The organism is Massilia sp. TWP1-3-3 (genome assembly GCF_049897805.1).
Classification (GTDB): domain Bacteria; phylum Pseudomonadota; class Gammaproteobacteria; order Burkholderiales; family Burkholderiaceae_D; genus Telluria_A.
On the sequence record NZ_JAFCWX010000008.1, the window covers coordinates 84,250 to 109,804 of the forward strand.

At 62.1% G+C, this 25,555-nt stretch carries 19 protein-coding genes and 1 pseudogene; 17 read left to right on the forward strand and 3 right to left on the reverse strand.

Going from position 1 to position 25,555, the window contains the following annotated elements; translation table 11 throughout:
- Positions 1 to 17: 17 nt before the first annotated feature.
- Positions 18 to 1,844: a glycoside hydrolase family 28 protein gene (locus ACP7D4_RS09960; protein ID WP_426208912.1), complete on the forward strand. Its 1,827-nt coding sequence runs from the start codon at positions 18 to 20 to the stop codon at positions 1,842 to 1,844.
- A 248-nt stretch (positions 1,845 to 2,092) separates the two neighbouring features.
- Positions 2,093 to 4,405, forward strand: coding sequence for an NADP-dependent malic enzyme (locus ACP7D4_RS09965; RefSeq protein WP_426106058.1), 2,313 nt, complete (start codon positions 2,093 to 2,095; stop codon positions 4,403 to 4,405).
- Between the two features lie 117 nt (positions 4,406 to 4,522).
- Here ACP7D4_RS09965 and ACP7D4_RS09970 read toward each other — a convergent pair whose 3' ends face one another.
- A complete protein-coding gene (locus ACP7D4_RS09970; protein WP_426106056.1) occupies positions 4,523 to 5,560 on the reverse strand; it encodes an RNA methyltransferase in 1,038 nt (345 codons plus the stop codon).
- Between the two features lie 163 nt (positions 5,561 to 5,723).
- On the opposite strand from ACP7D4_RS09970, the gene ACP7D4_RS09975 reads away from it, so the two are divergent.
- The 12 genes and pseudogenes from ACP7D4_RS09975 (at position 5,724) to ACP7D4_RS10030 (ending at position 19,860) form a co-directional block, all read left to right on the forward strand.
- Positions 5,724 to 6,140, forward strand: coding sequence for a DUF2170 family protein (locus tag ACP7D4_RS09975; RefSeq protein WP_426106055.1), 417 nt, complete (start codon positions 5,724 to 5,726; stop codon positions 6,138 to 6,140).
- A gap of 10 nt (positions 6,141 to 6,150) precedes the next feature.
- A complete protein-coding gene (locus ACP7D4_RS09980) occupies positions 6,151 to 6,858 on the forward strand; it encodes a PspA/IM30 family protein (RefSeq protein WP_426208914.1) in 708 nt (235 codons plus the stop codon).
- Between the two features lie 9 nt (positions 6,859 to 6,867).
- A complete protein-coding gene (locus ACP7D4_RS09985; RefSeq protein WP_426106053.1) occupies positions 6,868 to 7,209 on the forward strand; it encodes a hypothetical protein in 342 nt (113 codons plus the stop codon).
- Between the two features lie 23 nt (positions 7,210 to 7,232).
- The gene (locus ACP7D4_RS09990) at positions 7,233 to 7,895 is read left to right on the forward strand and encodes a ubiquinone biosynthesis protein (protein WP_426208916.1); all 663 of its coding nucleotides are present in this window, start codon (positions 7,233 to 7,235) and stop codon (positions 7,893 to 7,895) included.
- Between the two features lie 39 nt (positions 7,896 to 7,934).
- Positions 7,935 to 10,010 carry a flotillin family protein gene (locus ACP7D4_RS09995; RefSeq protein WP_426208918.1) on the forward strand — a complete coding sequence of 692 codons (2,076 nt, stop codon included), beginning with the start codon at positions 7,935 to 7,937 and terminating at the stop codon, positions 10,008 to 10,010.
- Between the two features lie 22 nt (positions 10,011 to 10,032).
- Positions 10,033 to 10,125, forward strand: a pseudogene (locus ACP7D4_RS10000) (zf-TFIIB domain-containing protein); the annotation flags it as partial.
- Positions 10,126 to 10,563 carry a hypothetical protein gene (locus ACP7D4_RS10005; RefSeq protein WP_426106118.1) on the forward strand — a complete coding sequence of 146 codons (438 nt, stop codon included), beginning with the start codon at positions 10,126 to 10,128 and terminating at the stop codon, positions 10,561 to 10,563. It abuts the pseudogene before it with no gap.
- A gap of 4 nt (positions 10,564 to 10,567) precedes the next feature.
- Entirely contained in the window at positions 10,568 to 15,826 is a 5,259-nt protein-coding gene (locus tag ACP7D4_RS10010) for a DNA repair ATPase (protein WP_426208919.1), read from the forward strand.
- Between the two features lie 5 nt (positions 15,827 to 15,831).
- Positions 15,832 to 16,386, forward strand: coding sequence for a DUF4166 domain-containing protein (locus ACP7D4_RS10015; protein ID WP_426106049.1), 555 nt, complete (start codon positions 15,832 to 15,834; stop codon positions 16,384 to 16,386).
- Positions 16,387 to 16,626: 240 nt separating this feature from the next.
- Complete coding sequence (locus ACP7D4_RS10020; RefSeq protein WP_426208921.1) at positions 16,627 to 17,955, forward strand: selenium-binding protein SBP56-related protein; 1,329 nt, start codon at positions 16,627 to 16,629, stop codon at positions 17,953 to 17,955.
- A gap of 76 nt (positions 17,956 to 18,031) precedes the next feature.
- On the forward strand, positions 18,032 to 18,718 hold the full coding sequence (locus ACP7D4_RS10025) for an SCO family protein (protein WP_426106047.1): 687 nt from the start codon (positions 18,032 to 18,034) through the stop codon (positions 18,716 to 18,718).
- Complete coding sequence (locus ACP7D4_RS10030) at positions 18,715 to 19,860, forward strand: cytochrome-c peroxidase (protein WP_426208923.1); 1,146 nt, start codon at positions 18,715 to 18,717, stop codon at positions 19,858 to 19,860. Before ACP7D4_RS10025 ends, ACP7D4_RS10030 begins: the two co-directional genes overlap by 4 nt.
- Here ACP7D4_RS10030 and ACP7D4_RS10035 read toward each other — a convergent pair.
- The gene (locus ACP7D4_RS10035) at positions 19,857 to 20,993 is read right to left on the reverse strand and encodes a DUF4272 domain-containing protein (protein ID WP_426208925.1); all 1,137 of its coding nucleotides are present in this window, start codon (positions 20,991 to 20,993) and stop codon (positions 19,857 to 19,859) included. The genes ACP7D4_RS10030 and ACP7D4_RS10035 overlap by 4 nt on opposite strands.
- A 150-nt stretch (positions 20,994 to 21,143) precedes the next feature.
- Between ACP7D4_RS10035 and ACP7D4_RS10040 the strand changes: the two genes are divergently transcribed.
- The 3 genes from ACP7D4_RS10040 to ACP7D4_RS10050 are packed head-to-tail and all read left to right on the forward strand — an operon-like array spanning position 21,144 to position 22,883.
- Entirely contained in the window at positions 21,144 to 21,602 is a 459-nt protein-coding gene (locus ACP7D4_RS10040; RefSeq protein WP_426106044.1) for a DUF2809 domain-containing protein, read from the forward strand.
- Positions 21,603 to 21,654: 52 nt separating this feature from the next.
- Entirely contained in the window at positions 21,655 to 22,572 is a 918-nt protein-coding gene (locus tag ACP7D4_RS10045; RefSeq protein WP_426106043.1) for a hypothetical protein, read from the forward strand.
- Positions 22,572 to 22,883: a hypothetical protein gene (locus tag ACP7D4_RS10050; RefSeq protein WP_426106042.1), complete on the forward strand. Its 312-nt coding sequence runs from the start codon at positions 22,572 to 22,574 to the stop codon at positions 22,881 to 22,883. Before ACP7D4_RS10045 ends, ACP7D4_RS10050 begins: the two co-directional genes overlap by 1 nt.
- A gap of 68 nt (positions 22,884 to 22,951) precedes the next feature.
- On the opposite strand, the gene ACP7D4_RS10055 is transcribed toward ACP7D4_RS10050, so the two are convergent.
- On the reverse strand, positions 22,952 to 24,760 hold the full coding sequence (locus ACP7D4_RS10055) for a hypothetical protein (protein ID WP_426208927.1): 1,809 nt from the start codon (positions 24,758 to 24,760) through the stop codon (positions 22,952 to 22,954).
- Positions 24,761 to 25,555 lie beyond the last annotated feature (795 nt).

Consider the following 25,555-nt stretch of genomic DNA (forward strand, 5'->3'; position numbering starts at 1 on the left):
ACAAATCAAGGAAAACCATGAAGCAAATGACTGTGCTCCCGAATCTGCAGCGTCGCACCCTGATCCGCGCCACGTCGGCCGCGGGCCTGCTGGCGGCCGGGGGCTGCGCCACCGGAACGGCGACCCTGGCGAGTCCCGCCGATCCGTGGCGGCGCGCCCAGGCGATCATTGATCGCGTGGGCCTGCCACGCACTTTTCGGCAGGAGGATTTTGTCATCACCGCTTACGGGGCCAGGCCGGCCGCGCTGGTCAGCGTCAAGGGAAGGCTGACCGACGACACATCGGGCCAGCTTGCTTCTCCCGCGCCCGGATCGCACGACTGCCATGGCGCCATCGCCGCCGCGATTGCCGCCTGCCACCAGGCCGGCGGCGGGCGCGTGCTGATCCCGGCGGGGAACTGGTACTGCGCCGGCCCCATGGTGCTGCGCTCGAATGTGCATGTGCACCTGGCGGCGGGCGCCCACGTCTTTTTTAGCGCCGAGCCGGCCGACTACGCCCGGCATGGCGATGTTGACTGCGGCGCCAACGGCAAGCTGGTGCTGTCGCGCTGGCAGGGCAACGATTGCCTGAACTATTCACCCCTGGTGTACGCCCATGGACAGGACAATATCGCCCTCACCGGCGCCGACTGGACCAGTGTGCTCGACGGCCAGGGCGGCTTGCCATTTGCAGGCGGCGCCAACTGCTGGTGGGATTGGAAAGGGCGTCACCGGGCGGGCGCGAGCGACAGCGAAGTGGCCGTCAACCCGCGCAACGCCGCCACGCTGGCCGTGCTCGCGCCGCAGCTGGGCGCAGCCAGGCGGGCGCAAATCCAGGGGGCGGGGGAGCGCTGGCGCAGCGACGCGCGCTACCTGCCCGCCCTGTCGGAAGCGGGGCTGCCGGTCGCGCAGCGCGTGTTTGGCATCGGGCACTTCCTGCGCCCTTGCATGATCGAATTCATCGGCTGCTCCAACGTGCTGCTGGAAGGCTACAAGGTGCAAGCTTCGCCATTCTGGCTGCACCACCCGGTCAATTGCCGCAATGTCCTGATCCGCAAGGTCAGCATGGACAGCATGGGACCGAACAGCGACGGCTTCGACCCGGAAGCGTGCGACGGTGTGCTGGTCGAGAACTGCACTTTCAATACCGGCGACGACTGCATCGCGATCAAGGCCGGCAAGAACAACGACACCGGCCATGGCCCAACGCGCAATATCGTGATCCAGCACTGCGTGATGAACAGCGGCCACGGCGCTGTGACGCTGGGCAGCGAAATGGCGGGCGGGATCGAGCACGTCTACGCGCAACATCTGGAATTTCGCAACATTCACTGGGCCAGCGATCCGCTCAATACCGCGATCCGGATGAAGACCAATATGAACCGGGGCGGCTTTCTGCGTCACTTTTATGTGCGTGACGTTTCAATACCCAACGGGGTGCAGGTTGCGCCAAAGTTCTATCCGCCGCTGCCAGGGTCGGTGATTTCGGCAAACACGGTGGCCTCGACCGCGGGCGGCATCATCACGATCGATTGCGATTACGCGCCCGCCGACGACAGCGTGCGCACGCGAGCGCCAATGGTCTCGCAGGTGCATATTTCCGGCGTCAAGGTGGGCAATGTGGCGACCCAGGGCGGGCAGTATTCCTGTTACCAGGCGCTGGTGATCCTGGGACCGGTGGCCTCGAGTTTCAATGGCGCGCCGGGCACGCCGGTGTTGCCGCTCACGGGCATCAGCATTAGCGACTGCGACTTCGGCACGCCGCGCAATGCGGCGCAACCATGGTTCCTGCATAACGTTCAGTCGCTCACGCTCAAGAACGTGATCATCGCGGGCAAGTCATTGTCGACGACCTTGTCGGCCTGAGGCGCCAGGTGACAGTCCCGGCGCCGGGGCCGAACTTTTCATCGTCGCAGCGCTCATAACCGTGTCGACGCGTGGTTTCGTGTGCGATACTTTTTTTGCTGGTTGCGATGAAATGTTGTCTAGACGAGGGCTCGTACCGGGTTCGAACCGCGCTCAAACCGGTTTGTTGGTAGAAATACGTAGCTTGCGAGTTTGGTACGTCTGCTAGAATCAACGATCCCCGTAAGTCATAGGAAGGCCGCACCAGCATGGATTCGTCATCGGAAAAAAAAGAAGAATTACGTCAACAGCTGCGCCTGGCAGCACTCGAATATCACGAATTTCCCCGTCCGGGCAAGATCAGCGTTACGCCCACCAAGCAGTTGCTCAACCAGCGCGACCTGGCCCTGGCCTATTCGCCCGGTGTGGCGGCGCCGTGCGAGGAAATCGTCAAGGATCCGGGCAACGCCTATAAATATACGGCGCGCGGCAATCTGGTCGCGGTCATCACCAACGGCACCGCCGTGCTGGGCCTGGGCAATATCGGTCCGCTCGCTTCCAAGCCGGTGATGGAAGGCAAGGGCGTACTGTTTAAAAAATTCGCCGGCATTGACGTCTTCGACATCGAAATCAACGAGCTCGATCCGGACAAGCTGGTCGACATTATCGCCTCGCTCGAGCCGACCTTTGGCGGCATCAACCTGGAAGACATCAAGGCGCCCGAGTGCTTCTACATCGAGCGCCAGCTGCGCAGCCGCATGAAGATCCCGGTCTTTCATGATGACCAGCACGGCACCGCCATCATCGTCGGCGCGGCCATCATCAATGGCATCAAGGTGGTCGGCAAGGATATGCGCGAGTGCAAGATGGTGGTGTCGGGCGCCGGCGCCGCGGCGCTCGCTTGCCTGGAACTGATCGTCGATCTTGGGTTTCCGATTGAAAACATTTTCGTCACCGACCTGGCCGGCGTGGTCTACAAGGGCCGTGCCGAGCTGATGGACCCGGACAAGGAACGCTTTGCCCAGGAAACGCCGCTGCGCACGCTGGCCGAAGTCATGCCGGGCGCCGACATTTTCCTCGGCCTGTCCGCCGGCGGCGTCTTGAAGCAGGACATGGTCAAGCAGATGGCGCCCAATCCCTTGATCCTGGCGCTGGCCAATCCAACCCCGGAAATCTTGCCTGAAGAAGTCAAGGCGGTGCGCGGCGACGCCATCATTGCCACCGGCCGTTCGGATTACCCGAACCAGGTCAACAACGTGCTGTGTTTCCCTTACATCTTCCGCGGCGCGCTCGATTGCGGCGCCACGACCATCACGCGCGAGATGGAAATTGCGGTAGTGCACGCGATCGCCGAACTGGCCCACGCCGAGCAGTCCGACGTCGTGGCCACCACCTACGGCATCAGCAACCTGTCGTTCGGTCCCGAATACCTGATCCCGATGCCGTTCGACCCGCGTTTGCTGATGCAGATCGCGCCGGCGGTGGCCAAGGCCGCCTTCGAGTCGGGCGTGGCAACGCGTCCGATTGCCGACCTGGACGCCTACGCCGAAAGCTTGCAGCAATTCGTGTACCGCAGCGGCACCTTCATGAAGCCGCTGTTCGCCCTGGCCAAGGCGGCGCCGCCCGAAATGAAGCGCATCGTCTACGCCGAAGGCGAAGACGAGCGCGTGCTGCGCGCGGTGCAGGTGGTGGTCGATGAAAAGCTGGCGCGCCCGATCCTGGTCGGTCGTCCGCAGGTGCTGCAACAGCGCATCGAAAAATTCGGCCTGCGCCTCAAGCTGGGCGAGCACTTCGACATCATCAACCCGGACCATGAAGACCGTTACCGCGACTTCTGGCAGACCTACTACCAGATGGCCATGCGCAAGGGCGTCACCCAGGAATACGCCAAGCTCGAAATGCGCCGCCGCCACAGCCTGATCGGCGCGATGATGATCCACAAGGGTGATGCCGACGGCATGATCTGCGGCACCTTCGGCACCACCAACTTGCACCTGCATTACATCGACCAGGTGCTGGGCCGGCGGCCGGGCGCCAATGTGTACGCAGCGATGAATTTCCTGATCCTGCCGGAGCGCCAGATGGCGCTGGTCGACACCCACGTCAATGAAAACCCGAGCGCCGAGCAGCTGGCCGAGATCACCATCATGGCCGCCGACGAGATGAGCCGCTTTGGCATTGTCCCGCGCGCAGCGCTGCTGTCGCACTCCAATTTCGGGTCTGCCAACAGCGAATCGGCCAAGAAGATGCGCGCGGCGCTCGCGCTGGTGCAGCAGCAGCGCCCCGAAATTGAAGTCGATGGCGAGATGCATGGCGACGTTGCGCTCGACGCCAAGCTGCGCAAGACCATGATGCCGCACTCCACGCTGCAGGGCGACGCCAATTTGCTGGTGATGCCTAACATTGACAGCGCCAATATTGCCTACAACCTGCTCAAGACTGCAGCGGGCAATGGCATTGCGATCGGGCCGGTGCTGCTGGGCTGCGCCAGGGCGGTGCATATCCTCACGCCATCGGCTACCGTGCGCCGGATTGTGAATATGACGGCGCTGTGCGTGGTGGACGCGGTGTCCGAGCGCTAGTCTCGGCAAGCCACAGCAACAGGGCAGGGCGTCGTGATGGGCGCCCTGCCCTTTTTTTTTGATTTTTTGAAGTGGGCCAGTGGCGGAGCTTGGCGGAATGCGCTGCGCTTTTCCGCCCTACGTTGCGGTCGTACTGGTACGGATCGGGATCACGCGCGGCGCGCCGGCGCGGGCGCGCAGTTGCCCGCAGCCGCCGTCGACGTCTTGCCCGGCCGAGTCGCGCAGCTTGGTCAAGATGCCGCGCCCGTGCAGCGCGGCGGCAATTGCGCGCGCCTTTTCCCAGCTGGGACGCTTGAAGGCGAGGTCGGGAATGGTGTTGTAGGGGATCATGTTGAGGACGGCGTATTTGCCTTTGAGCAGGGCGACAATGCCGTCTAGCTCATCCTCGCCATCGTTGATGCCGTCCAGCAGCGTCCACTGGTACTGGATCGGATAGCCCGTCTGGCGCGCATACGCTTCGCCCAGCGCCACCAGTTCGGCCGGGGTAAGCCGCGGCGCGCGCGGCAGCAGCTTTTCGCGCAGCGCCGCCTTGGTGGTGTGCAGCGACAGCGCCAGCGCGGGCTTGACGCGCCCGAGCGGCAAGCGCTCGAACACGCGCGCGTCGCCCACCGTGGAGAACACAATGTTCTTGTGGCCGATATTGCCTTCGGTGCCGAGCAGTTCGATGGCGTCGAGCACATTGTCCAGGTTGTGCGCCGGCTCGCCCATGCCCATGAAGACGACCTTTTTCACGCTCCGCTGTGCGCGCGCCAGCACCACCTGGGCGATGATTTCGCCGCTGGTTACTTGCCGGATCAATCCTTCGCGCCCGGTCATGCAGAACTGGCAGCCGACCGCGCAACCGACCTGGCTGGAGACGCACAGGCCGTCACGCGGCAGCAGCACGCTTTCCACCGTTTGCCCGTCGGCCAACCCCACCAGCAAGCGCGCCGAGCCATCTTCGCCAGGATGGGACGACACCAGGCGCGCCATGGCCGCCAAGTCGGCGTCCAACGCCGGCAAGGCGTCGCGCACGGCGCGCGGCAAAAAATCCTGCGCGCGCCGCCGCCCGTGCTCGTGCCCGGCGCCCTGGATCCAGTCGCGCAGCACGCGCTGTTCGTGCAAGGGCAGGGCGCCCAGGGCACGCAGGCGCTGGCGGATGGTGGCGATGTGCATGGTGTGTGGAGAGGTTTGCGGAAGGTTGGGGGCAGGCGCATTTTACACGCCGCTGCGGACCGACCAAGCAATAGTGATTGTTCAATAAACCGCTTGACATCTTATGTCGCAGGCCTATACTTTGGACATATTATGTCTGAGGATGAACACCATGGAAGTGGCAATGACACAGTTACTGGCAATTGAACAGGCGCTCAGCCTGAAGCTCGGTTCGCTGGGCGTGAGCGGCAACCTGTTGCCGGCAGAAGAGGCCGACGGGGTGCCGGTGATGCGCATCGTGATCGAGGGCCAGGAGGAGCTGCCGATTTTCGTTACCGGCTCGGCCAGCCAGGTGCTGTGCATCTGCTACCTGTGGACCGAAGACGAGATCAAGCCCGAGCGCCGCTCGGAGATGCTGGAGGCAATGATGGACCTCAACATCGCCATCCCGCTGTCGAATTTCGGTCGCATCGCCGGCCACTATGTGATTTACGGTTCGCTCGCGCATGACGCTGACGCCGCCAGCATTGCAACCGATGTGGCCATGGTGGCCGACAACGCGCTCGAGGCGCTCAACGTCTTCACGGACTATCTCAAATAAGGAGAGCAACATGGCTGTCTTTTCAAAAATTCTCACGATGCTGCGCGGCGATGTCCGGAGCATCGGCCAAAGCATCGTCGACAACAACGCCAACAATATCTACGAGCAGGAAATCGTGGAAGCAAAGGCACACGTGGCCACCGCCAAGCACGACCTGACCGGCGTGATGGCCAAGGAAATGCAAGCGACGCGCGAGATCGAACGTCTGGGCAAGGAAATGCACCGCTACGAAGACCTGGCCCTCGAAGCGCTGAAAAAAAAGCAGGATGCGCTGGCCGAGGAAGTGGCCGTCAAAGTAGCCGACATCGAACTGGCGCTGGCCGAACAGACGGGTGCGCGCGATCAGTTTGCCGGCCATATTACGCATCTGAAAGACTTGATCCGCAACGCCGAGGCGACGCTGCGCGAGCACGAGCGCGAGCTGGCCATGGCCAAGACCACCGAGAGCGTCTACCGCGCCACGGCGACGATCTCGCAAAGCATGGGCAGCAGCGGCAGCAAGCTAATGAGCGCGAAAGAGTCGCTCGAACGCATCAAGCAACGCCACCAGGACACGGCCGACCGGATGCAGGCGGCCGACGTGCTCGAGGGCGAATTTGGTAACAAGGCGCTGGAGCGCAAGCTGGCCGCCGCCGGCATTGGCGAGCCGGATCGCAAGGCGCAAGTGATGGCGCGTCTGCAGCAGCGCCTGAATGCGAAGCCGTCCGAGCCGAGCTGAGAGGCGAGCATGGTCAGCAGTTCGCCCCTCTGGACCAGTTCCGACGCGGCCCTGCGCGCGGTGCAGGTCGCCTTTGATGTCGAGAAAAAAGTGATCGATGCAGTGCGCTACGCCGCTTTTGAAAACCAGGTCTCGCCGTCGGACCAGATCCGCAAGATCCTCGGCTTGCCCTGCACCAGCAAGCCGGTGCGGCCGCGCCTGACGGTGAGCCTGTCGGACGCCGATTACGCGCTGCTGGCCGACAAGTTCGGCGTCGCCGCCGACGACAAGCGCAAGATCAAGGAAGCGCTGCATGAAGCATTAATAAACTTTGCCAAAAAGCAAATACCGCGCAACAATAGCGCGGACTAAACTTTACAACCAAAAGGCGTGCGATGCCCATCTTGCAGCTGCTGACCAGCTTCCCCACGGCCGTGCCCACGGTACTGCTGGCGGTCCTGATGATTTACTGGCTGATGTCGATCGTCGGCATTGTCGACTTGGGCGACGCGCTGCACGCGCACCACGGCCACCTGGACGGGATCGACGCAGCGCACGGCGCCACCGACCTGCCGGATCTGCATTCCCTGGCCGGTTACCTAGTCGCGCTCGGCCTGGGCGGGGTGCCGCTGTCGGTGGTGGCCAGTGTGCTGGTGTTTTTCACCTGGTTGGGCACAGCATTGCTGCACAACTACGTGATCGTTTACTTGCCGCTGGAAACCGTGCGCATGCTGTGCGGCGTGGCGGTGCTGCTGTTCACGGCGGCGCTGTCGATCCCGATTGCGGCGCGCGTCATCAAGCCGATGCGCGGCTTGTTCGTCAAGCACGTTGCGCGCAGCAACAGCAGCCTGGTGGGCCTGGAATGCAAGATCGTCACCGGAAAGGTCGATCCCGGTTTCGGCCGCGCCGAGGTGGCCGATTCGGGCGGCGGCATCAATATCCGGGTCTGGGCCAGCGAGCCCAATGGGCTGCGCAAGAATTCAAGAGCCATCATCGTCGCTTACGACGAAACAACCCGGCAGTACGAAGTGCAGGCAGTACCTGACAGTATTCACTAGCCAAAACACTCGCCAACCAACAGGAATCACAAGGAAATCATGGAAATTATGTTGCTCGCCATCGGTGGCATCGTCATCGTCGTCTTCGGCTTACTGGTGATGTTCGCCAAGTTTTACCACAAGGTAGAACAGGGTCACGTCATGATCATCAATACGCTGCGCGCCCAGCCAGAGGTTACCTTCACGGGCGGCATGGTGTATCCGATCATCCACAAAAAAGAGCTGATGGAAATTTCGCTCAAGACCATCGAGATCAGCCGCATGGGCAAGGATGGCTTGATTTGCATGGACAATATTCGCGCCGACATCAAAGTCACCTTTTTCCTGCACGTAAACAAGACCACCGAAGACGTGCTGAAAGTGGCGCAGACGGTCGGCTGCGTGCGCGCCTCGCACCAGGAAACGCTGGAAACCTTGTTTGAAGCGAAGTTTTCCGAAGCGCTCAAGACGGTCGGCAAGTCGATGGATTTTGTCGACCTGTACCAGGCACGCGGGCGCTTTCGGGATGACATCATTCGCCAGATCGGCGATGACTTGTCCGGCTACGTGCTGGAAGACGCTGCCATCGATTACATCGAGCAAACGTCGCTGTCCCACCTGGACGGCCACAATATTCTCGATGCGCAAGGCATCAAGAAGATCACCGAGCTGACCGCCATCGAACACATCCGCACCAACGAGTTGCAGCGCGATGAAGAAATGCGGATCAAGAAAAAAGACGTGGAAACGCGCGAAGCCATCCTGGAACTTGAGCGCCAGCAGTGCGACGCCGAGTCGCGCCAGGGCCGCGAAGTGCTGTCGGTTCGGGCGCGCGAGCAAGCCGAAACGCAAAAGATCCAGGCCGAAGAGCATGCCAAGTCTGAAATGGCGCGCCTGCAGTCCGAACAGATCGTGCTGGTGCAGCAGGAAAACACCACGCGCGAAAAAGAGGTGGCCGAGAATAACCGCAAGCGCGCCGTTGCCATCGAGGAAGAACGCGTCATCCGCGCCCGCCAGCTTGAAATCGTTGACCGCGAAAAGGAAGTGGCGCTGCAAACGATCGACAAGGAACGCGCCATCGAAGTGCAGAAGAAGGCCATTGCCGATGTCATCCGCGAGCGCATCGTGGTGGAACGCACCGTGGCCGAGCAGGAAGAAGCGATCAAGGATGTGCGCGCGGTTGCGCTGGCCGACCGTAACAAGAAGTCGATCGTGATCGCCGCCGAAGCGAGCGCCGAAGAAAAGCTGGTCATGACGGTCAAGGCTGCCGAGGGCGAAGAGCGCTCGGCCAAACACCTGGCCGCGCAAGACTTGACGCTGGCCGAGGCCGCGCTCAAAGTAGCCGAGCGCAACGCCGAAGCGCAAAAACGCAGCGCCGAAGGCAAGGAGGCCGAACTGGCCGCGCCAGGTTTGGCCAGTGCCAAGGTGATGATCGCCTCGGCCGACGCCCAGCTCAAGCAAGGCGCGGCACTGGCCGAAGCGACCCGCCTGCGCATGGCCGCCGAAGCGGCCGGCACGGAACAGATGGGCCTGGCACACGCCGCCGTCAAGGCAGCGGACGCCGCCGCGACCGCCACCCACGGTGACGCCGAAGCGAAAGTCATTGAAGCGCGCTTCGAAGCCGAATCGAAAGGCTTGGCGCTCAAGTTTGCCGCCATGTCGGCCATGAGCGCCGAAACGCGCGCCCATGAAGAGTTCCGCATGCAGCTGGAAATGACCAACCAGCAAATTAACAAGGGCATCGATGCGCAAACGCACATCGCCAAGGACCAGGCCGAAGTGCTGGGCAAGGCCTTGCAGAACGCTAAGATCGACATTGTCGGCGGAGAGGGCGATTATTTCGACAAGTTCGTCAAGGCACTGTCGATCGGCAAGGGCATCGATGCCACCGTCGAGAAGAGCCGCACCTTGCAAATTGGCCTGAAGGATCATTTGACGGGCGAGCGCGACATGGTGGGCGACTTGCGCGGCCTGATCGGCGCGCTGGGCAGCTCGTCCGGCGAATTGCAAAACCTGACGGTGGCCGGCTTGCTGGCGCGCGTTGCCCGCGACGGCAATACCCAGCAGCAAGCCGCGCTGCAAAGTTTGCTGGCCACGTTCCAGCCGCAACTTGAAGCGCCACGCGCGGGAGCATGAGGTGATGACGGAAAATACGATGATGTGCCCAGCTTGCGGCGCCAAACACTTTGCGCCCGTAAAAATTGAGGGTGGCCTGCCGGCCGCGCAATGCGCTAATTGCCAGGGCGTATGGATGGAACTGGAGCTGTACCGCATGTGGCGCAAGAACCGTCCGCAAATCGCCGCACATGAATTCGCCGGCGAGATTACCGAGGTCAATGATGCGGTGCGCCTGTGCCCGGCCACCGGCCGCATGATGACGCGCATTCGCGTGAGCAACGAGAATCCCTTGCTGCTGGACTATAGCGTGGCCGCCAAGGCGGTCTGGTTTGACAAGGGCGAGTGGGAACGGCTGGTCGCACTCGGGCTGTCGGACCAGCTCGATGCGGTGGTGTCGGAACGCTGGCAAGCCGACCTCAAGCAGGCCGCATCGCGCGAGCGCCTGGAAAAAGCCATGCGCGCGCGCTTTGGCGACAGCGGCTATGAGGAATTGCTGCGGGTGCGCGACTGGTTGTCGGCCCAGCCAAACCGCCTTGAAATGATTGCCTTCCTGAACGCCAAAGCAGACTAAGCACATGAGCGAAGCACCAGCAGGTTCAGTATCACCGGCAACGCCGGCGCAAACCATTGCACCAGCGGAAGCGGCCCCGCAATCGAGCAGCTTCGACCTGCTGCGCGCGCGCCTGGGCAACCATGGCAAGGCTTTGCTCGACAAGGCAGCCACGCTGAACGGGGCGCGGCTGGCCGAGTTTGGCCGCCAGGAAATGGTGTTGCTGTCGCGCACACGTGCCCGCACTGAAAACAATTGCGTGGCGCGCGACCTGGTGCTGGTGGGCGACGTGCTGCTGTTCGGTTACAACGTCTTCATTGGACTGCGCCAGGAGACCAAGGTTTCCGACGTCTTTGGCCTGTACCGCCTGCGCCGCGAAGGCGACCAGGCAGAGCTAGACCCGGTGCCGTTGGGCCAGACTTTCCTGGACGATCCGCGCTTCCTGCTCGAATTCAAGGAGCTGTACAGTTATTACAAGAACGCCCAGCTGATCCAGTTGCGGGTGCACCAGGGCAAGTTGCTGGCTGCCTTCAAGATCGGCGAGCGTTTTTCCGACATGCGCGTGTTCCGCTGGACACTCGCCGACAGCGGTGAAGCGGTCTACATCGACAACCGTGGCGAACGCGACATTGCGCTGCCGCCCACTCACGATTTTGAGTGGATCCAGACCACGCGCGAGCAGCACGTGCTGGGCAAGCACCCGCACGTCAACGTGCTCGACACGCTGTTCGTGGAGACGGTGGGCGGCGACTTGACCGTCAAGATCGAAGACAATACCGAAACCGGCCTGGGCATCTACAGCGAGCTGGTCGAGGACCGCAACCAGTCCCTCAACGATGGCGATATTTCCTACGCCGCCGTGGGCGAACTGATTTTGCTGCGCATTAAGCCGTACCGCGAAACGGTGTTTCGCTACCTGGTGTTCAACCGCCGCACGGTGCAGGTGACGCGGGTCGATGCGATTGGTGAATCTTGCGTGCAATTGCCGGAGGACCACGGCATCGTTTTCCCGGACGGCTATTTCCTGCAGAGCGGCGAGATGAAAATCTTCGCCGACCTGCCGCCCGAGCTCAAGTTCAAGCGCCGCGTCCTCTCGCCCAACGGTGAAGACGTACTGTACATTTTCTACGGCGTCGAGCCGGGCGTGTACGTGCTACTGACCTATAACATGATCAACAAGACGCTGGCGCAGCCGCTGGTTGCCCACGGCTACGCGCGTTTCAGTGACGGCAACATGCTGCTGTTTACGGCCGACAGCGACGAGCCCACGCGCAACCACAGCATGCAGTTGTGGCAGACCGCCTTCGACAGCGACGAGCACGCGGCCGGGCAAGCCCCGCGCCATAGTGCGTTGGGCAAGATCGGCAACCGCGAACTGGTGCGCGGCATTTCCGAACTGTATTCCATCGCCAAGCTGGTGCGCGAACAGGCCGAAGCCCCGCGCGACCAGTTGCCGGGCCGTTTTGTCTTCGAAACCCTGGTCAAGCAATGCCGCCGCATCATCGACGCCTACCATTGGCTGAACGGCGGGCAAGCGCACGGTGCGGGCGCCGAAGTGCAGGCGATGATCGAAGTGGCCGGCGCCACGCTGGACGAATTCGACAAGGTGGCGTCCGTGCGGCGCGAAGCTGCCAACACGCTGACCCAGACCACCCAGGCCCAGCGCCAGCTGGTGACGGAAACGGCGAGCCGGCTGTGGCAGTCGCCCACCGACTTCATCGAGGCGCTCAACCTGATCCGCCTGTTCCGGGGCCGCCTGGCCACGCTCAAGGAACAGCGTTACATGGACGTGGCAGCGCTCGCTGTGCTCGATACCGAACTGGCGGCCGAGGAAGGCCGCGTGGCCGACAAGACGGTGCAGTTTTTGGCGCAAGACAATGCCTTCGTCAAGGTCAATGACGACCTTGCCAAGCAGCGCGCCCAGCTGGGCAACATGCATACCACGGCCGAACTGGCGCCGTTGCACGACACGCTGGACCGCAACGCCGCCAACCTCGACGGCCTGACCGAATTGCTGGGCACGCTGGCGGTGGGCGACGCGACCTTGCGCACGCGTATCCTGAACACCATCTCCGGCATCTACGCGGACGTCAACAAGCTGCGCGCCGAAGCGCGCCATCGGCGCAAGCAATTGTCGCAGGGCGAGTCGGCAGCGGAGTTTGCGGCCCAGTTCCAGCTGTTCGGCCAGTCGGTCGAAAGCGCGCTGGAGCAGGCCGAATCGCCCGAACGCTGTGACGAGTTGCTCACGCGCTTGCTGGCGCAGCTGGAAGACCTGGAAGGCAAGTTTGCAGAGCAAGAAGATTACCTGGCCGAAATCGCGCACAAGCGCGAGTCCGTCTATGAAGCGCTGGAAGGGCGCAAGCAAGGCTTGCTGGACGCACGCGGACGACGCGTGCAAGCGATCATGGAAGCATCGCGCCGCATCATGGCGGGCGTCCCCAAGCGCCTGGCGCAACTGACCGAACCGGCCCAGCTGGAAGCCTATTTCGCAGCCGACGCACTACTGAATAAATTGAAGTCCAGCATAGAAGAGTTGCGCAAGCTGGGCAATGCCGTCGGCGCCGACGACCTGGCCGGCCAGCTGAAAGCCTTGCGCGAGCACGGCCAGCGTGCGCTGCGCGACCGCAACGAACTGGTGACCGGCAACACTATCCGCTTGGGACGCCACCGCTTTACGGTCAACCAGCAAGTGCTGGATTTGACGATTGTTTCCCACCAGGACCAGCTGGCGTTCAGCCTGACCGGCACCGACTATTTTTCGCCAGTTAATTCCCCCGAGCTGGACGCGCTGCAAGCCTACTGGGCGCTCGACAGATTGTCGGAAAGCCCGCAGGTGTACCGCGCCGAATATCTGGCTCACCAGATTATCCTGGCGGCGCAGCAAGGTACCGAGCAATGGTCCTGGCCGGCGCTGCTGGACGCGGTGCGCGAGCCCGTCACCGATGCCTTTGAGGAAAGCGTGCGCCGCTTCGCCGCCCCCCGTTTCCACGAGGGTTACCAGAAGGGCATTCACGACCATGACGCCGCCGTCATCTTGCGCCTGGTCGCGCCGCTGATGGAAAACGCGGCCTTGCTGCGGTTTGGTCCCCTCGCGCGCGCCATTGCCGTCTTGTACTGGCAGCACCTGACCGCCACGCCCAGCCTGCAACAGGGCGCCCAGACCGTCCAGCACCAGGCTGAGCAAGCCGAGTTGATGCGGCGCCAGTTCGGCAGCGAGCGCATGGCGGGCCAGATTGCCGCGCAGATCAAAAGCTCGGTGCAAAAATTCCTCGCGCAACAGCAGCTCGAGATCGAACCTTGGCTTGACAGCGCTACCGAATCGGTCCCGGCCCTGCTGGACCAGGTCGCCGCCTATCTGATGGCCGAACTGGGCGCCGAGGCCGGCGGGGCCAAGCGCGCCGCCGCGCACGAATGGGTGCTCAGCCGCGCCGGCGCCGATCTGGCGCAAGGCTTGCAGCAACACTTGAGCCGCCAGGCGATTGCCTTGCCGTGGACCGATGAAACGTTGACCTGGCGCGAGCGCTGGCAGCTGGCTACCGAGTGGCTGCATGGCTTTAGCGAACAGCAACAGATTGACCTGACCTTGCTGCCGGAAGCGGCGGCGCATTTGCTCTCCAGCCTGCCGCGCAGGGTACAGGCCGCCGAGCTGACCGCCAGGGCCAGCGGCTTGCTGGGCGACCATGCGCGCATCGACAACCAGGTGCTGGATCTGCAGCTCAACGAATTTTTGCGCCGCCTGGAGCACCACGTCGGCGTCATCGTGCCGGCCTACCGGCAACTGCAGCAATTGCGCCAACACCTGGTGCAGGAAGAAAAGGCCCGCCTGCGGCTGGAGCAGTTCCAGGCCAAGCCGCTGTCCAGCTTTGTGCGCAACCGCCTGATCGACGAAGTGTATCTGCCGCTGGTGGGCGACAACCTTGCCAAGCAGATTGGCGCGGCCGGCGAACAGCGCCGCACCGATTCGATGGGCATGCTGCTGTTGATTTCGCCGCCCGGTTACGGCAAGACCACGCTGATGGAATACCTGGGCGACCGCCTGGGCATGATCTTCGTGCGCATCAATTGCCCGGTGCTGGGCCACGGCGTGACTTCGCTCGATCCGGCCCAGGCGACCAATGCAGCGGCGCGCATGGAACTGGAAAAGCTGAACCTGGGCTTGGCGATGGGTAACAACGTCATGTTGTACCTGGACGATATCCAGCATACCCATCCCGAATTCCTGCAAAAATTTATCGCGCTGGCGGACGGCACGCGCCGCATCGAAGGCGTGTGGCGCGGCGAGAGCCGCAGCTACGATTTGCGCGGCAAGCGCTTTGCCATTGTGATGGCGGGCAATCCCTACACCGAGTCCGGCGACGTGTTCAAGATTCCCGACATGCTGGCCAACCGCGCCGACATCTATAACCTGGGCGACGTGTTGAGCGGCAAGGAAGATGTGTTTGCCATGTCGTACATTGAAAACGCGCTGGTCTCGCATCCGGAATTGCAGCCGCTCGCCTCGCGCGATCCGCAAGACGTGTACCGCCTGATCCGCATGGCGCAGGGCCAGCCGGTCGCCGCCAGCGAGCTCAAACACGCGTACACGACCCAGGAATTGGCCGAGATCTGCAATGTGCTGCAGCGCCTGTTCAAGGTGCGCGACGCCTTGCTGGGCGTGAACATGGCCTATATCGCATCGGCCGCGCAAGACGATGCGTACCGGATCGAGCCGCCGTTCAAGTTGCAGGGCAGCTATCGCAACATGAGCAAGCTGACGCCCAAGGTATCAGCGCTGATGAAGGATGGCGAACTCGACGACTTGCTGCGCGACCATTACCGGGGTGAAGCCCAAACCTTGACCACGGGGGCCGAGGAAAATCTATTGAAACTTGCGCACCTGCTGGGACGTCCAACAGAAGACGAACAGGCGCGCTGGCTGGCGCTGGTCGAAGACTTCGTACGCCTGCGCAAGCAGGGCGGCGCCGACGCCGATGGCGCCACCCGCGTGGCCAACACTTTGTCGGCCATCGGCATGCACATTGAAAGCCTGGGCTTGAAAATGAACCCGGCGGTGCATGTCAATGTACCGGAACAGCAAGCGCTGCAAGACGCCGTGCTACGCCTGGCGGACAGTTACGAGCAATCGCTGTTGCCATTGATCAGCGCGATGAACCACAAGATGCGGCTCGACCACAGCATCTGGGACAAGGTGCGCGACACCTCGGCCGACATCAAGGAGATTGAACAAAAATTGGCGCGGCTGATACCGAAAGCGGCGCCCAAGGCTGACAAGAACCCTGGTTGACACAGATGGCTAGCGCTGACCACCTTGTGGCGCACTGGTTCGGCGACGCGTTCGCGCAGTTGGCCCCCCAGCTGCAGGCTTTGCATGCGCACGGCGGCATGCTGCGCGGGCCCTGCAAGGTCGCGTATGGGAAGGGCTTGGCCGGCGTCGTGGGCAAGTTGCTGGCGCAGCGCCTGGGAATCGGCGCTGCTGGCGGGAACGCCACCATGACCGTGACGATCGCCGCCGACGTGACCGGACTGCGGTGGAGCCGGCGCTTCAATGACGGCCCGGCCTTCGTGTCGCATTTCGAGCCGGTCGGCCGCTATCCCGACGGCTATTGGCTGGAGCGCTCAGGCGCCATCAAGCTGCGTTTTGGCGTCGTGCTGAAGGAGGGTGCCTGGCATTGGCAGCAACAGCAGTTGAGCTGGCTGGGGATGCCGCTGCCGGGAAGACTGATGCCGGAAACCATCGCTTCCAAGGCCGTGGTCGACGGCGCCTATGTGTTTGGCGTAGACATTCGTTTTCCCTTGCTGGGTACGGTGTTGTCGTACCGAGGTGCACTTGCGTTGCTTGCCTAAATCAAAGAACGGCGCCACTGTCGTCTTTCTCGCGGCGCAGATGCGATACAGATTGCGGCTGATACCTTGTCCAACTGTGTCATTTAAACAACCGTTTCGAGATTGCCGGGCTGACGACGCAAACAAAGTCCCCGGCACCGCGCCGATACGCTACATTCGCTAGCGGACCGGCGTAATGTATTTGCGCTGACGATGATAAAAGCCAGCGCGACCGCGCCAACCTTATTGGAGACACAGCCCATGCACATCCATCGCATTAAAGCGGCCCCGCTAGCCGTTGCCTTTGCCCTCAGCGCGCTTGTTGCCACCCCGCTCGCGCTGGCGGACGAAACCTGTAATTCACCGTATATGTCCAGCCTGATCAAGGGCCAGGAAGATTACGTCCACGTCTGGACGCTCGGCGTCAAGGGCCTGGGCGACGGCTTCGACAAGCTCGTCACTGTCGACGTCAACCCCGCTTCCAAGCAATACGGCAAGGTGATCGGTCATATCTCGGTCGGCTCGCGCGGCGAAGCGCACCACATGGGCTTTACCGACGACCGCCGCTTCCTGTGGGCCGGCGGACTGGACGACAACAAGATTTACGTGTTCGACGTGGCTACCCAGCCCGGCAAGCCCAAGCTGGTCAAGACCATCACCGACTTCGCGACCAAGGGCGGCCTGGTCGGCCCGCACACGTTTTACGCCATGCCCGGCCGCATGCTGATTGGCGGCTTGTCGAACGCCAAGGATCACGGCGGCGTGACCGGCATGGCGATGTACAACAACAAGGGCGACTTTGTCAGCAAGCATGACATGCCTGTGGCCAATGGCGGCGATGGCTACGGCTACGACATTGCCATCAATCCCGGCAAGAACGCGATGCTCACGTCCAGCTTTACCGGCTGGAACAACTACATGATGGACCTTGGCAAGCTGATCAAGGACCAGGGCGCCATGAAAAATTTTGGCAGCACCATGGTAATGTGGAACCTCAAGGCCATGCAGCCAGAAAAGGTGTTGAAAGTTCCAGGTGCGCCGCTGGAAATTCGCTGGTCGCTCAAGCCTGGCGACGACTGGGCCATTACCGCCAGCGCGCTGACGTCCAAGCTGTGGCTGGTGAAAAAAGATGCCAAGGGCGAATGGCAAGCCAAGGACGTGGCCACCATCGGCGACCCGGCCAAGATTCCACTGCCGGTCGACATTTCGATCACCGCCGACGGCAAGGGCCTGTGGGTCAACACCTTCATGGACGGCACCACCCGCTACTTCGACCTGACCAATCCGGAAGCGCCCAAGCAGACCTACACCAAGCACACCGGTTCGCAGGTGAACATGGTTTCGCAAAGCTGGGACGGCAAGCGCGTCTACATCAGCAGCTCGCTGCTGGCCAACTGGGATAAAAAAGGCGCCGACGACGAGCAATTCCTCAAGCTGTTTGCGTGGGACGGCAAGGAACTCAAGGAAACCTGGAAGATCGACTTTTACAAAGAAAAATTGGGCCGCGCGCACCACATGAAGTTCGGCGCCAAGGCGATGACAACTGCCGCGATCCCGCAGCAGAAAGCGGCCGCGCTGGCGTTGCGTTAAGCCTAGGTTGGGCCGTACGCGGGGCCGTACTTGGCGTTGCCGGGTACGGCTTGTTGTTATCGATTCAGACAAGTTCATGAAAAATTTTCTCAACGCGGCAAGTTGCCTGGCGTTACTCTACGCCGCGCTGCCTGCGCCTGGCCTGGCGGCGCAGTCCGCCGTGCCGGCGTTGGCATTCAAGGCGCCGGCGCCGGGCACTTACAAGTTGTACCAGATCATGGCCGCGCCCGAGGGCGCCGTGCTCGAGACCGATGGCAAGTCGCACGCCCTGTCCGAGTTCACCAAGGGCAAGGTCACGCTGTTTTCCTTCATCTACACCTATTGCACGGACGCCAAAGGTTGCCCGCTCGCTTATGAAACGCTGCACAGCCTGAAAGCGGTGATTGAGCAGGACGCAACGCTGCGCGACAAGGTGCGCTTCGTCAGCATGAGTTTCGATCCCCGCAACGACACGCCCGAGACCATGCGCCTGTATGGCGACGCGGAAATGCGCGACCGCAAAGGCTTGCGCTGGCATTTCCTGACCACCCGTTCGGGGAAAGAACTCGCCCCCTTGCTCGATGGCTTCGGGCAAGACGTGACCGTCGCTGCGGACCAGCCGCAGGGCGCGCGCGTGCCCGTGCTCGCGCACATGCTCAAGGTTTTCTTGATCGACACCAATGGCAAGGTGCGCGAAATCTACAGCACGTCCTTCTTGCATCCGACCATTTTGCTCAACGACATCCGCACGCTGCTGCTCGAACCGCGCGGCCCACGCAAGTGAAACGTCTTTCCGTGATGGTGCTGTTGGCAGCGCTGCTTGCCTGCCGCGAACCATCGACCGTGTCGCTCCCCAGTCCGGCGCTGGGATTGCCGCCATTGCCAGCGCCTTCGGACGGGGCGGCAACGCCGGCCCAGATCGCGCTGGGCCGCAAGCTGTTCATGGACCGCCGCCTGTCGAGCAACGGCACCTTGTCGTGCGCCATGTGCCATGTCCCCGAACAAGGTTTTTCCGCTAATGAACTGGGCACGTCGATTGGCCTGGAAGGCCGCTCGCTGCGGCGCAACGCGCCAACACTGCTCAACGTTGCCTATGTGGGCAAGTTGTTCCACGACGGCCGCTCGCCATCGCTGGAATCCCAGGCCTGGGAGCCGTTGCTCAACCCCATCGAAATGGGCAACGTCGGCGCGCCCGATGTGCTGGCCCGGATCGGTGCGATGGCTGACTACGCCGGCTTGTTCGAGGCGGCTTTTCGCGGCGCCGGTCCCGACCGGGACAATGTTGCAGCAGCGCTCGCGGCCTACCAGCGCACGCTGGTATCGGGCAATTCGCGCTTTGACCGCTGGCGCTATGGCAAGGACAGGGCAGCCCTGACGGCCGCCGAGCAAGCCGGGTTTGCCGTGTTTGCAGGCAAAGGCCGCTGTATCGCCTGCCATACGGTGGGCGAGCGGCACGCGCTGTTGTCAGATGGGCGCTTTCACAACACGGGTCTGGGCTGGTTACGCAGCCAGCCCGATGCCGAGCGGCGTTACAAGGTGCAACTGGCGCCCGGGGTTTTTACGGAAGTATCGCAGCGCTCGCTGGCCAGCGTTTCGGAGGCGCTGCAGGAAGATGGCGGGCGTTTCGAGGTTACCCGCAATCGGGCCGACCGCTGGGCCTATCGCACGCCCAGCCTGCGCAATGTGGCCATTACCGGACCGTATATGCATGACGGCTCGCTTGCGACGCTGGAAGATGTGATTGCGTATTACGAGCGCGGCGGCATCGATAACCCTGGCAAGGATCCGCTGGTCACGCCGCTGGCGCTCAGTGACGAGGACAAGCGCAACCTGGCCGCATTCCTGCGCTCGCTAACGGGCGAGAACGCCGCAGCGCTCGCGGCCCAGGCCAGGGCCGGGGCCGCCATCAATCATGCGGGACACTAGGTCGGCGTATCCACGTCGTCCCACGCGGCGTCTTCAAACTGCACCAGCCAGTTCAAGGCGCGGTGCCGTTCCTGGATCACGCCCGCTTCCAGGCCGGCGCTCGTCGCTTGCTTGTCCGCTTGCGCTTGGCGCGTGATCCAATGCAGGCGCTGGTGCAGGTCCAGGCAATCGAGCAATTGCGCAACCGGGCGCAGGCGCGCCGCTTCGTGCACGCCGGCCGCGCGCAGCTTCAGCAGTGTTTGGGCGATCAGTTCAACGTCGCAAATAGCCGCCGGAAAAGGCAACTTGTCGAACACGCCCGCCGCCCACGCCAGGGTATAGGCGCATTCGTAGCACCAGCCGAACTTGACGGTATCCTTTTGGGTCGGCATCGTGTCGGCCATGAACTTGCGCTCTTGCGCACTGAACGCCGTGTCGGCCAGGCCCAGGCGGTGCATGATCTCGTCGCCCGGCATCGGGCTTTTCGAGGCGACCGATTCGGCCCGCACCGCCACCGCGAACAGCGCCATGAGGCGCTCGGCCACGGCGCCGGCGCTGCGCAGCACAACTTCCGATTCTGCAATAACGGGCGGCAGGCTGGGGGCCGGCGTCAAGTTGCGGTTGGCCAGCAACGCCTCGGTGCGCGCCTTGCGCTGGTGCGCCGCCTGCGGGTAGGGAACGCAGGCCTGGGGATTATCGTCGGCGCCGTCGGGCGAGAGCAGGACAGCGGTGGCGGGATCGCAGATAAATCCGCTTGGCAAAAATGCGATGGCATTGGCTTGCAGCGCCCAGGCGCTGTACCGGTCCATGTGCGAAGGATGCACCAGGATGCTGACGTGATGCCTGACTTTCTGGAGGTGGCGCAGCACCGCATAGCGCGCCGGCGTCATCGCGCCGTTGGCCAGGCTGCGGACCCAGCCGGCGAAACCGCGCAGATGTTCCTTGAGCGCAGGGTCGGACCCATCGCGCCTGCCTTGCACGGTATGCGGAAAGTCGAGCGCGGGCAAGGTGTTGACCGAACAGTAGGCGTTGATGAGCAAGTCGTCTTCAACGGTTGCCGATGTGACGGGCACTGGCGTGACTACCGGCATGACTTCCGGCGGGGCCGGGACCGCAACCTTGAGGGTGAAAAATTTTTTAAAAAAACCGAACATCACTTCTCTTTCCTGCCAGTTGATTCGCACATGTCTTGAATGGCGTTTTGAACGCCATGCGAAGTGTAATATTCGTCAATATTGCAGCTTACTTCAGGTTGGGCTCCCCGTCCATCTGTGCTGCCCGCAAACTGGGATGATGAGGAAATCTTGACCCGCACCCGAACGAGCAATAGCGTTTTGGCCCCGTACCGACGCCCCAGGCCTTGGCTTGCCCTGGGCCTCGTGCTGGTGGTCGCGCTCGGCCTGGCGTCGCGCGCCTACCCGGCGCTGTTTCCGGCAAGCCTGGGCAGCTACACGGGCGACGCGCTGTGGGCGCTGATGGTGTTTCTCGGCATCGCCTTCTTCAAGCCGGCGCTGTCACGCACGCGCCTGGCGGGCGCGGCACTGGCCTTCGCGTGGCTGGTCGAAGCGTCGCAGCTGTACCAGGCACCGTGGATCAATGCGCTGCGCGCCACCACGCCTGGCCACTTGGTGCTTGGAACGGGCTTTCAATGGCTGGACCTGGTCGCCTATGCAGCGGGGATTGCCTGTGGCTTTCTGGGCGACTGTTGTAGTTCCCCACACACAGTTGAGCGCTCGCAAGTTGATAAGTTAATAAATCAATAATCTGGATTTGTACACTGCCAATCAACCGACTGGCGTACTACCGGAGAAAATGATGAGAAGAGTGCTGGCGGCGGTGGCCGCATTGACGTTTCTGTGCTCGGCACGTGCGCAGGAAGCTGCTAAACCGCCGCCTTCCGTGATCGACCGATTTCACTTTGACACCACCTACGAACATGGTCGCTTGCTGACGCTCAAGACCCCGCGCGGTATCACCAAGTACGAATACGCGCCATCGGGTAAACTCAGCCGCAAGATACTTCCAACCGGCATCACCATCGATTATTTCCATGACCGGGACGGCAAGCTGGTGGAAACGCGTTTCTCCAACGGACTGGTGCGGACGCGGTATTACGATCGCAACGGCAAGTTATCCAAGATCATCGGTAGCGACGGCTATGTCCTGACCGTGACCGGTGCGGGCCAGTCGCGCAGCGTGGTGGTAACGGGGCCGAACAACTACCACTTCGACATGACGCCGATTATCCAGAAAGGGCGCACGTCGTATGCCGCAATGATGGGCAAGTCGAGACCGCACGCAATGTTGGCCGACAGTGGCGGCGGTGGCGGTTGCAGCGGCTCATGGTGGGGGGAGGCCGGTTGCGACTGGTACGACGGCGGTGATTTCGGCGGTAGCGGCAGTTACGACGACGGCTGGGGCGCGGGCGCCGATGAATGGAATGACAACGACGATGTCGCCGCCGACTGGGGCGTTGGAAACGGCGAGGGAGAATATGGCGACGACCCCTGGTACGGCGGGGCGGGCCCCGGATCGATGGACAGCGACCCGCTGCTGCCGTCGCCCGGCGACTACAATTACATGCGTTGCATGCAGTCCAACTGCGAAAATCAAAACGTCGACTTCAGAGCAATTTGCGCGCGCGAGCCCGTTCAAAACCAGGAAATGTGTTATCGCTACACGGCAAAATATTATTTCAAATGCGAGCGTGAATGCTGGTATGCGAGCTACTGATGGACGACGACATTGCCTGGGACTTGCTTTGTCTTGCCAGGAAAAACCAGATCACCGGGAACAAGCCGGAAGCGCTGAAGCGCTATGCGACGCTGATGCGTGCCGACCCGAAAGCCTTTCCTTTTTTTAATTTATTCCAGCGGACCTATGTGTTGTCGGGGCTGGTCGAGCTGGCGCGGCGCTATGCCCCGGCGCGCGCCGAACTGTTGCATTTGCTGGAAGCCAAGCGCCGGCAACTCGCGCTGGCGCCCGCCGATCAATACCTGGTCGATGACATTGCCACGATCGAGCAGGGCATCAGAAAGTTGTAGCCTTTCAAGCCCTACCAAACTGAGCATTCCGGCGCAACAGGCGTGGGCGTGATCCCGGCGGTTCGACCTTATGCCAGCCGAGTGTAGCGGAACACAATTTCGTAGCGGCTGTCTTCATCGTCGCTGATGTACTCGCGCCGTTCACGGTACTGCCCGGCAATCTTGCCCAGCGGCGTGACCTTGACCTTGATTCCTTGCGGAGTGACATGTTCGCTCGCTGCCGGCAGCGCAAAGTTCATGCTGGTCAGCTCCACCAGATCCTGTGTGCTGGGGCCGATCATATCCTCGATGATCGGATCGGCCGGCGCCCACAGTGCAACAAATACATCAATCGCAACGACCACCGCTGCTGCAATAGCGCCCGCGATCAATCCCTGCAGGCCGTAGCTTGCCAGCTTGCTGGCGATGCCGCCGGCCTCTTTGAGATGGTCGAGCACGAATGCCAATTGGTTTTTCAGAATCGAAATGAAAACATCAAGGGTGTTCTCTATCTGTTTTTCGAATGCCTCCTCGCCATCGATTTCGAAGCCCCGAATCGACAGCGCCACGCCGGCAATCGGCTGCTGGTGCGAGAAGAGCACATGGTCCATCGCGCGCGTCTCGCCGCTGTCGACGTCGGTAAAGCGGATTGCCGCGCCGCCGTTGGGCAACTGCGCGTCGCCCGATGACAGGTCGGGAAACAGCGGCACTGCAAGGATCCGGATGCCCACTTCGTCCGAGCCAAAGGAAGCGGGCGACGTTTCCGCACGCGCGAACAAGGTCTCGCTCTTGATCTCGAAGCGTGCGCTCGACGGCGTCGCCACACTGATGTATTCGACATTCGACAGCAGCACGGGGCCATGGCCCGGGAAGGGGCTCACATTGGGAACGGCGACCTGGAACGAATACACGCCGGGGGCAAGGTCGCCGGGTACCTGAAACGTGAGACGATCATGGACGCGGCAATCGAGGATCAGGCGGTCCTGCTCTTGAATGCGTTCCGTGAGCGGCGTTTCGTCGTCGCCGCACAACTGGGCGGGAACTTCACGCAGCACTGTTTCAGGCGCGGCCCTGGTCGCTATTCTCACCGTGGCGTCGACACTTGAAAAGTTCACACCCTCGACCACCACGCCCTGGCCCGCTTCGATCTCGAGCACGCGCTGGCAGGCGCCGCTTAGATCGTTGCCGGGGCAGTCGACGGCTTGTACGTCGCACACTTGCCGCAGTTCGCCGCCTTCCAGAATCACGCGGCAGCGCTGCTGCACTTCAGCCGGCGTGTAGTCGCCGAGGGCAAGGGGCGGCGTGAAAGAACTGGTGCGCAGACCGTTGACTCGGCAGATCCTCACCAGCGGATCGAAATTTTCTTCTCCCGGCACGAATGGCCGCACCCGCACCCGGCCCGCGTGTTCGTTCGTTGCACAGGCTGCGTCGTCGAAAGCCTGGATGCCGACGCGAGCGGCAATTTCCTGGGCGAACGCGGTTGCCAATTGCGCGAGGTCGACCGGTTGCTCGATTGCTGGCAGGAGGCTTGCATCGAACAGGCGGTTGCGCTCGCCGCTGGAGAGGCTGTCGAGCGATTCGCTGGCGCACGACAGCACACGTTTCAATTCCTTGGGCAAACTGCGCAGCGTGGCAAAGCCGCGTTCCTCCAGCGCATTGGCCGGCGTTTTGCCTGCCAGGTAGCGCCGCGCCATGTGAAAGAGCGAGGCGCCCAGCGCGCTCGGGACCCGATTGTTTGCCAGCAGCTTGTCGAGCTTGTTGCGGCGGCTCTGCTTGGGCTTGCCCCCCAGCGACACCGGTACGCAGGCGCCGGGAACCCCGGGCGGGCAGGTGTGGTCCTCTGGTGGTGGGCAGGCAGTGTCCGGTGAACGCTGCGGGGCGCAGTTATAGATGTTCACGTCGCCACGGCTTTTGATGTGAATATTGATGGTGCAAGCGCTTGCGTGGACGGGTTCGCAGTTGTTTGGGTCCTTGGATGTTGCTCCGTTTTTTTTGCTCGTTTTCATGATTTGATCCCCAGTATGAAGTCGACAGCCGCAGGTCGTGGATACTTCAAACAGACTCGGCACTAGTGACCGTAGCGCGGAAAGCAGGGCCGGCGTTGGACCGCGCACAAAGTCAGTGTGCTGGCTTGCCGTGAACGAAATGCTGCGAGAGATTTTCGGGATGGCAGCGCTGCTGCTCGGTCTTTCCTTGGCGCCGCAGGTGTCGGCTGGTGGCTGGCTGAGACGACGCTGTACGGGCCGCCACGACTGGAAGATAGAGTTCCAAATCCAAGTACCTCCGGCGGGTTGAGCGGGTCTGCGCCGTGCTGAATAGGTATTTTAAAATATGCTTTTTCTGTCACAAAAAATATCCGTTTTGCGACGACAGCAGCCGCGCTCGGGATGCTCGCCGATGGTCAAGTACAATCGACGGCATCCGGCCGACAGCGGCCATTCGTACGCTCGAAATTATGAACCCATGCAGCGACACCATCCTCAACAAAGTGTCGAGGCGTAACGCGATCTGAATTGCGCTGGGATCGACATGCCAGTAAAAATGAAACGAGAGACTAAATGGATCGGTTTGACTCGCAGCCGGGAAACGGGATTGATGACCTTGCATTGGCCCGACTTCGCGGGCATTTCCACAAGCCGGTTTCGCCTATGGGTGAGGCCTGGTTCATGGGCGAGAGAAGGATATTTGATGAG

Excerpts from the sequence above, each read along its gene's own strand:
- ACP7D4_RS09995 (WP_426208918.1), top strand. The coding sequence starts at position 7,935 with ATGGAAATTATGTTGCTCGCCATCGGTGGCATCGTCATCGTCGTCTTC.
- ACP7D4_RS10035 (WP_426208925.1), bottom strand. The coding sequence starts at position 20,993 with ATGTTCGGTTTTTTTAAAAAATTTTTCACCCTCAAGGTTGCGGTCCCG.
- ACP7D4_RS09970 (WP_426106056.1), bottom strand. The coding sequence starts at position 5,560 with ATGCACATCGCCACCATCCGCCAGCGCCTGCGTGCCCTGGGCGCCCTG.
- ACP7D4_RS10045 (WP_426106043.1), top strand. The coding sequence starts at position 21,655 with ATGAGAAGAGTGCTGGCGGCGGTGGCCGCATTGACGTTTCTGTGCTCG.
- ACP7D4_RS09965 (WP_426106058.1), top strand. The coding sequence starts at position 2,093 with ATGGATTCGTCATCGGAAAAAAAAGAAGAATTACGTCAACAGCTGCGC.
- ACP7D4_RS10025 (WP_426106047.1), top strand. The coding sequence starts at position 18,032 with ATGAAAAATTTTCTCAACGCGGCAAGTTGCCTGGCGTTACTCTACGCC.
- ACP7D4_RS10050 (WP_426106042.1), top strand. The coding sequence starts at position 22,572 with ATGGACGACGACATTGCCTGGGACTTGCTTTGTCTTGCCAGGAAAAAC.
- ACP7D4_RS10005 (WP_426106118.1), top strand. The coding sequence starts at position 10,126 with ATGGAACTGGAGCTGTACCGCATGTGGCGCAAGAACCGTCCGCAAATC.
- ACP7D4_RS10015 (WP_426106049.1), top strand. The coding sequence starts at position 15,832 with ATGGCTAGCGCTGACCACCTTGTGGCGCACTGGTTCGGCGACGCGTTC.
- ACP7D4_RS09975 (WP_426106055.1), top strand. The coding sequence starts at position 5,724 with ATGACACAGTTACTGGCAATTGAACAGGCGCTCAGCCTGAAGCTCGGT.
- ACP7D4_RS10020 (WP_426208921.1), top strand. The coding sequence starts at position 16,627 with ATGCACATCCATCGCATTAAAGCGGCCCCGCTAGCCGTTGCCTTTGCC.
- ACP7D4_RS09985 (WP_426106053.1), top strand. The coding sequence starts at position 6,868 with ATGGTCAGCAGTTCGCCCCTCTGGACCAGTTCCGACGCGGCCCTGCGC.
- ACP7D4_RS09960 (WP_426208912.1), top strand. The coding sequence starts at position 18 with ATGAAGCAAATGACTGTGCTCCCGAATCTGCAGCGTCGCACCCTGATC.
- ACP7D4_RS10010 (WP_426208919.1), top strand. The coding sequence starts at position 10,568 with ATGAGCGAAGCACCAGCAGGTTCAGTATCACCGGCAACGCCGGCGCAA.
- ACP7D4_RS09990 (WP_426208916.1), top strand. The coding sequence starts at position 7,233 with ATGCCCATCTTGCAGCTGCTGACCAGCTTCCCCACGGCCGTGCCCACG.
- ACP7D4_RS09980 (WP_426208914.1), top strand. The coding sequence starts at position 6,151 with ATGGCTGTCTTTTCAAAAATTCTCACGATGCTGCGCGGCGATGTCCGG.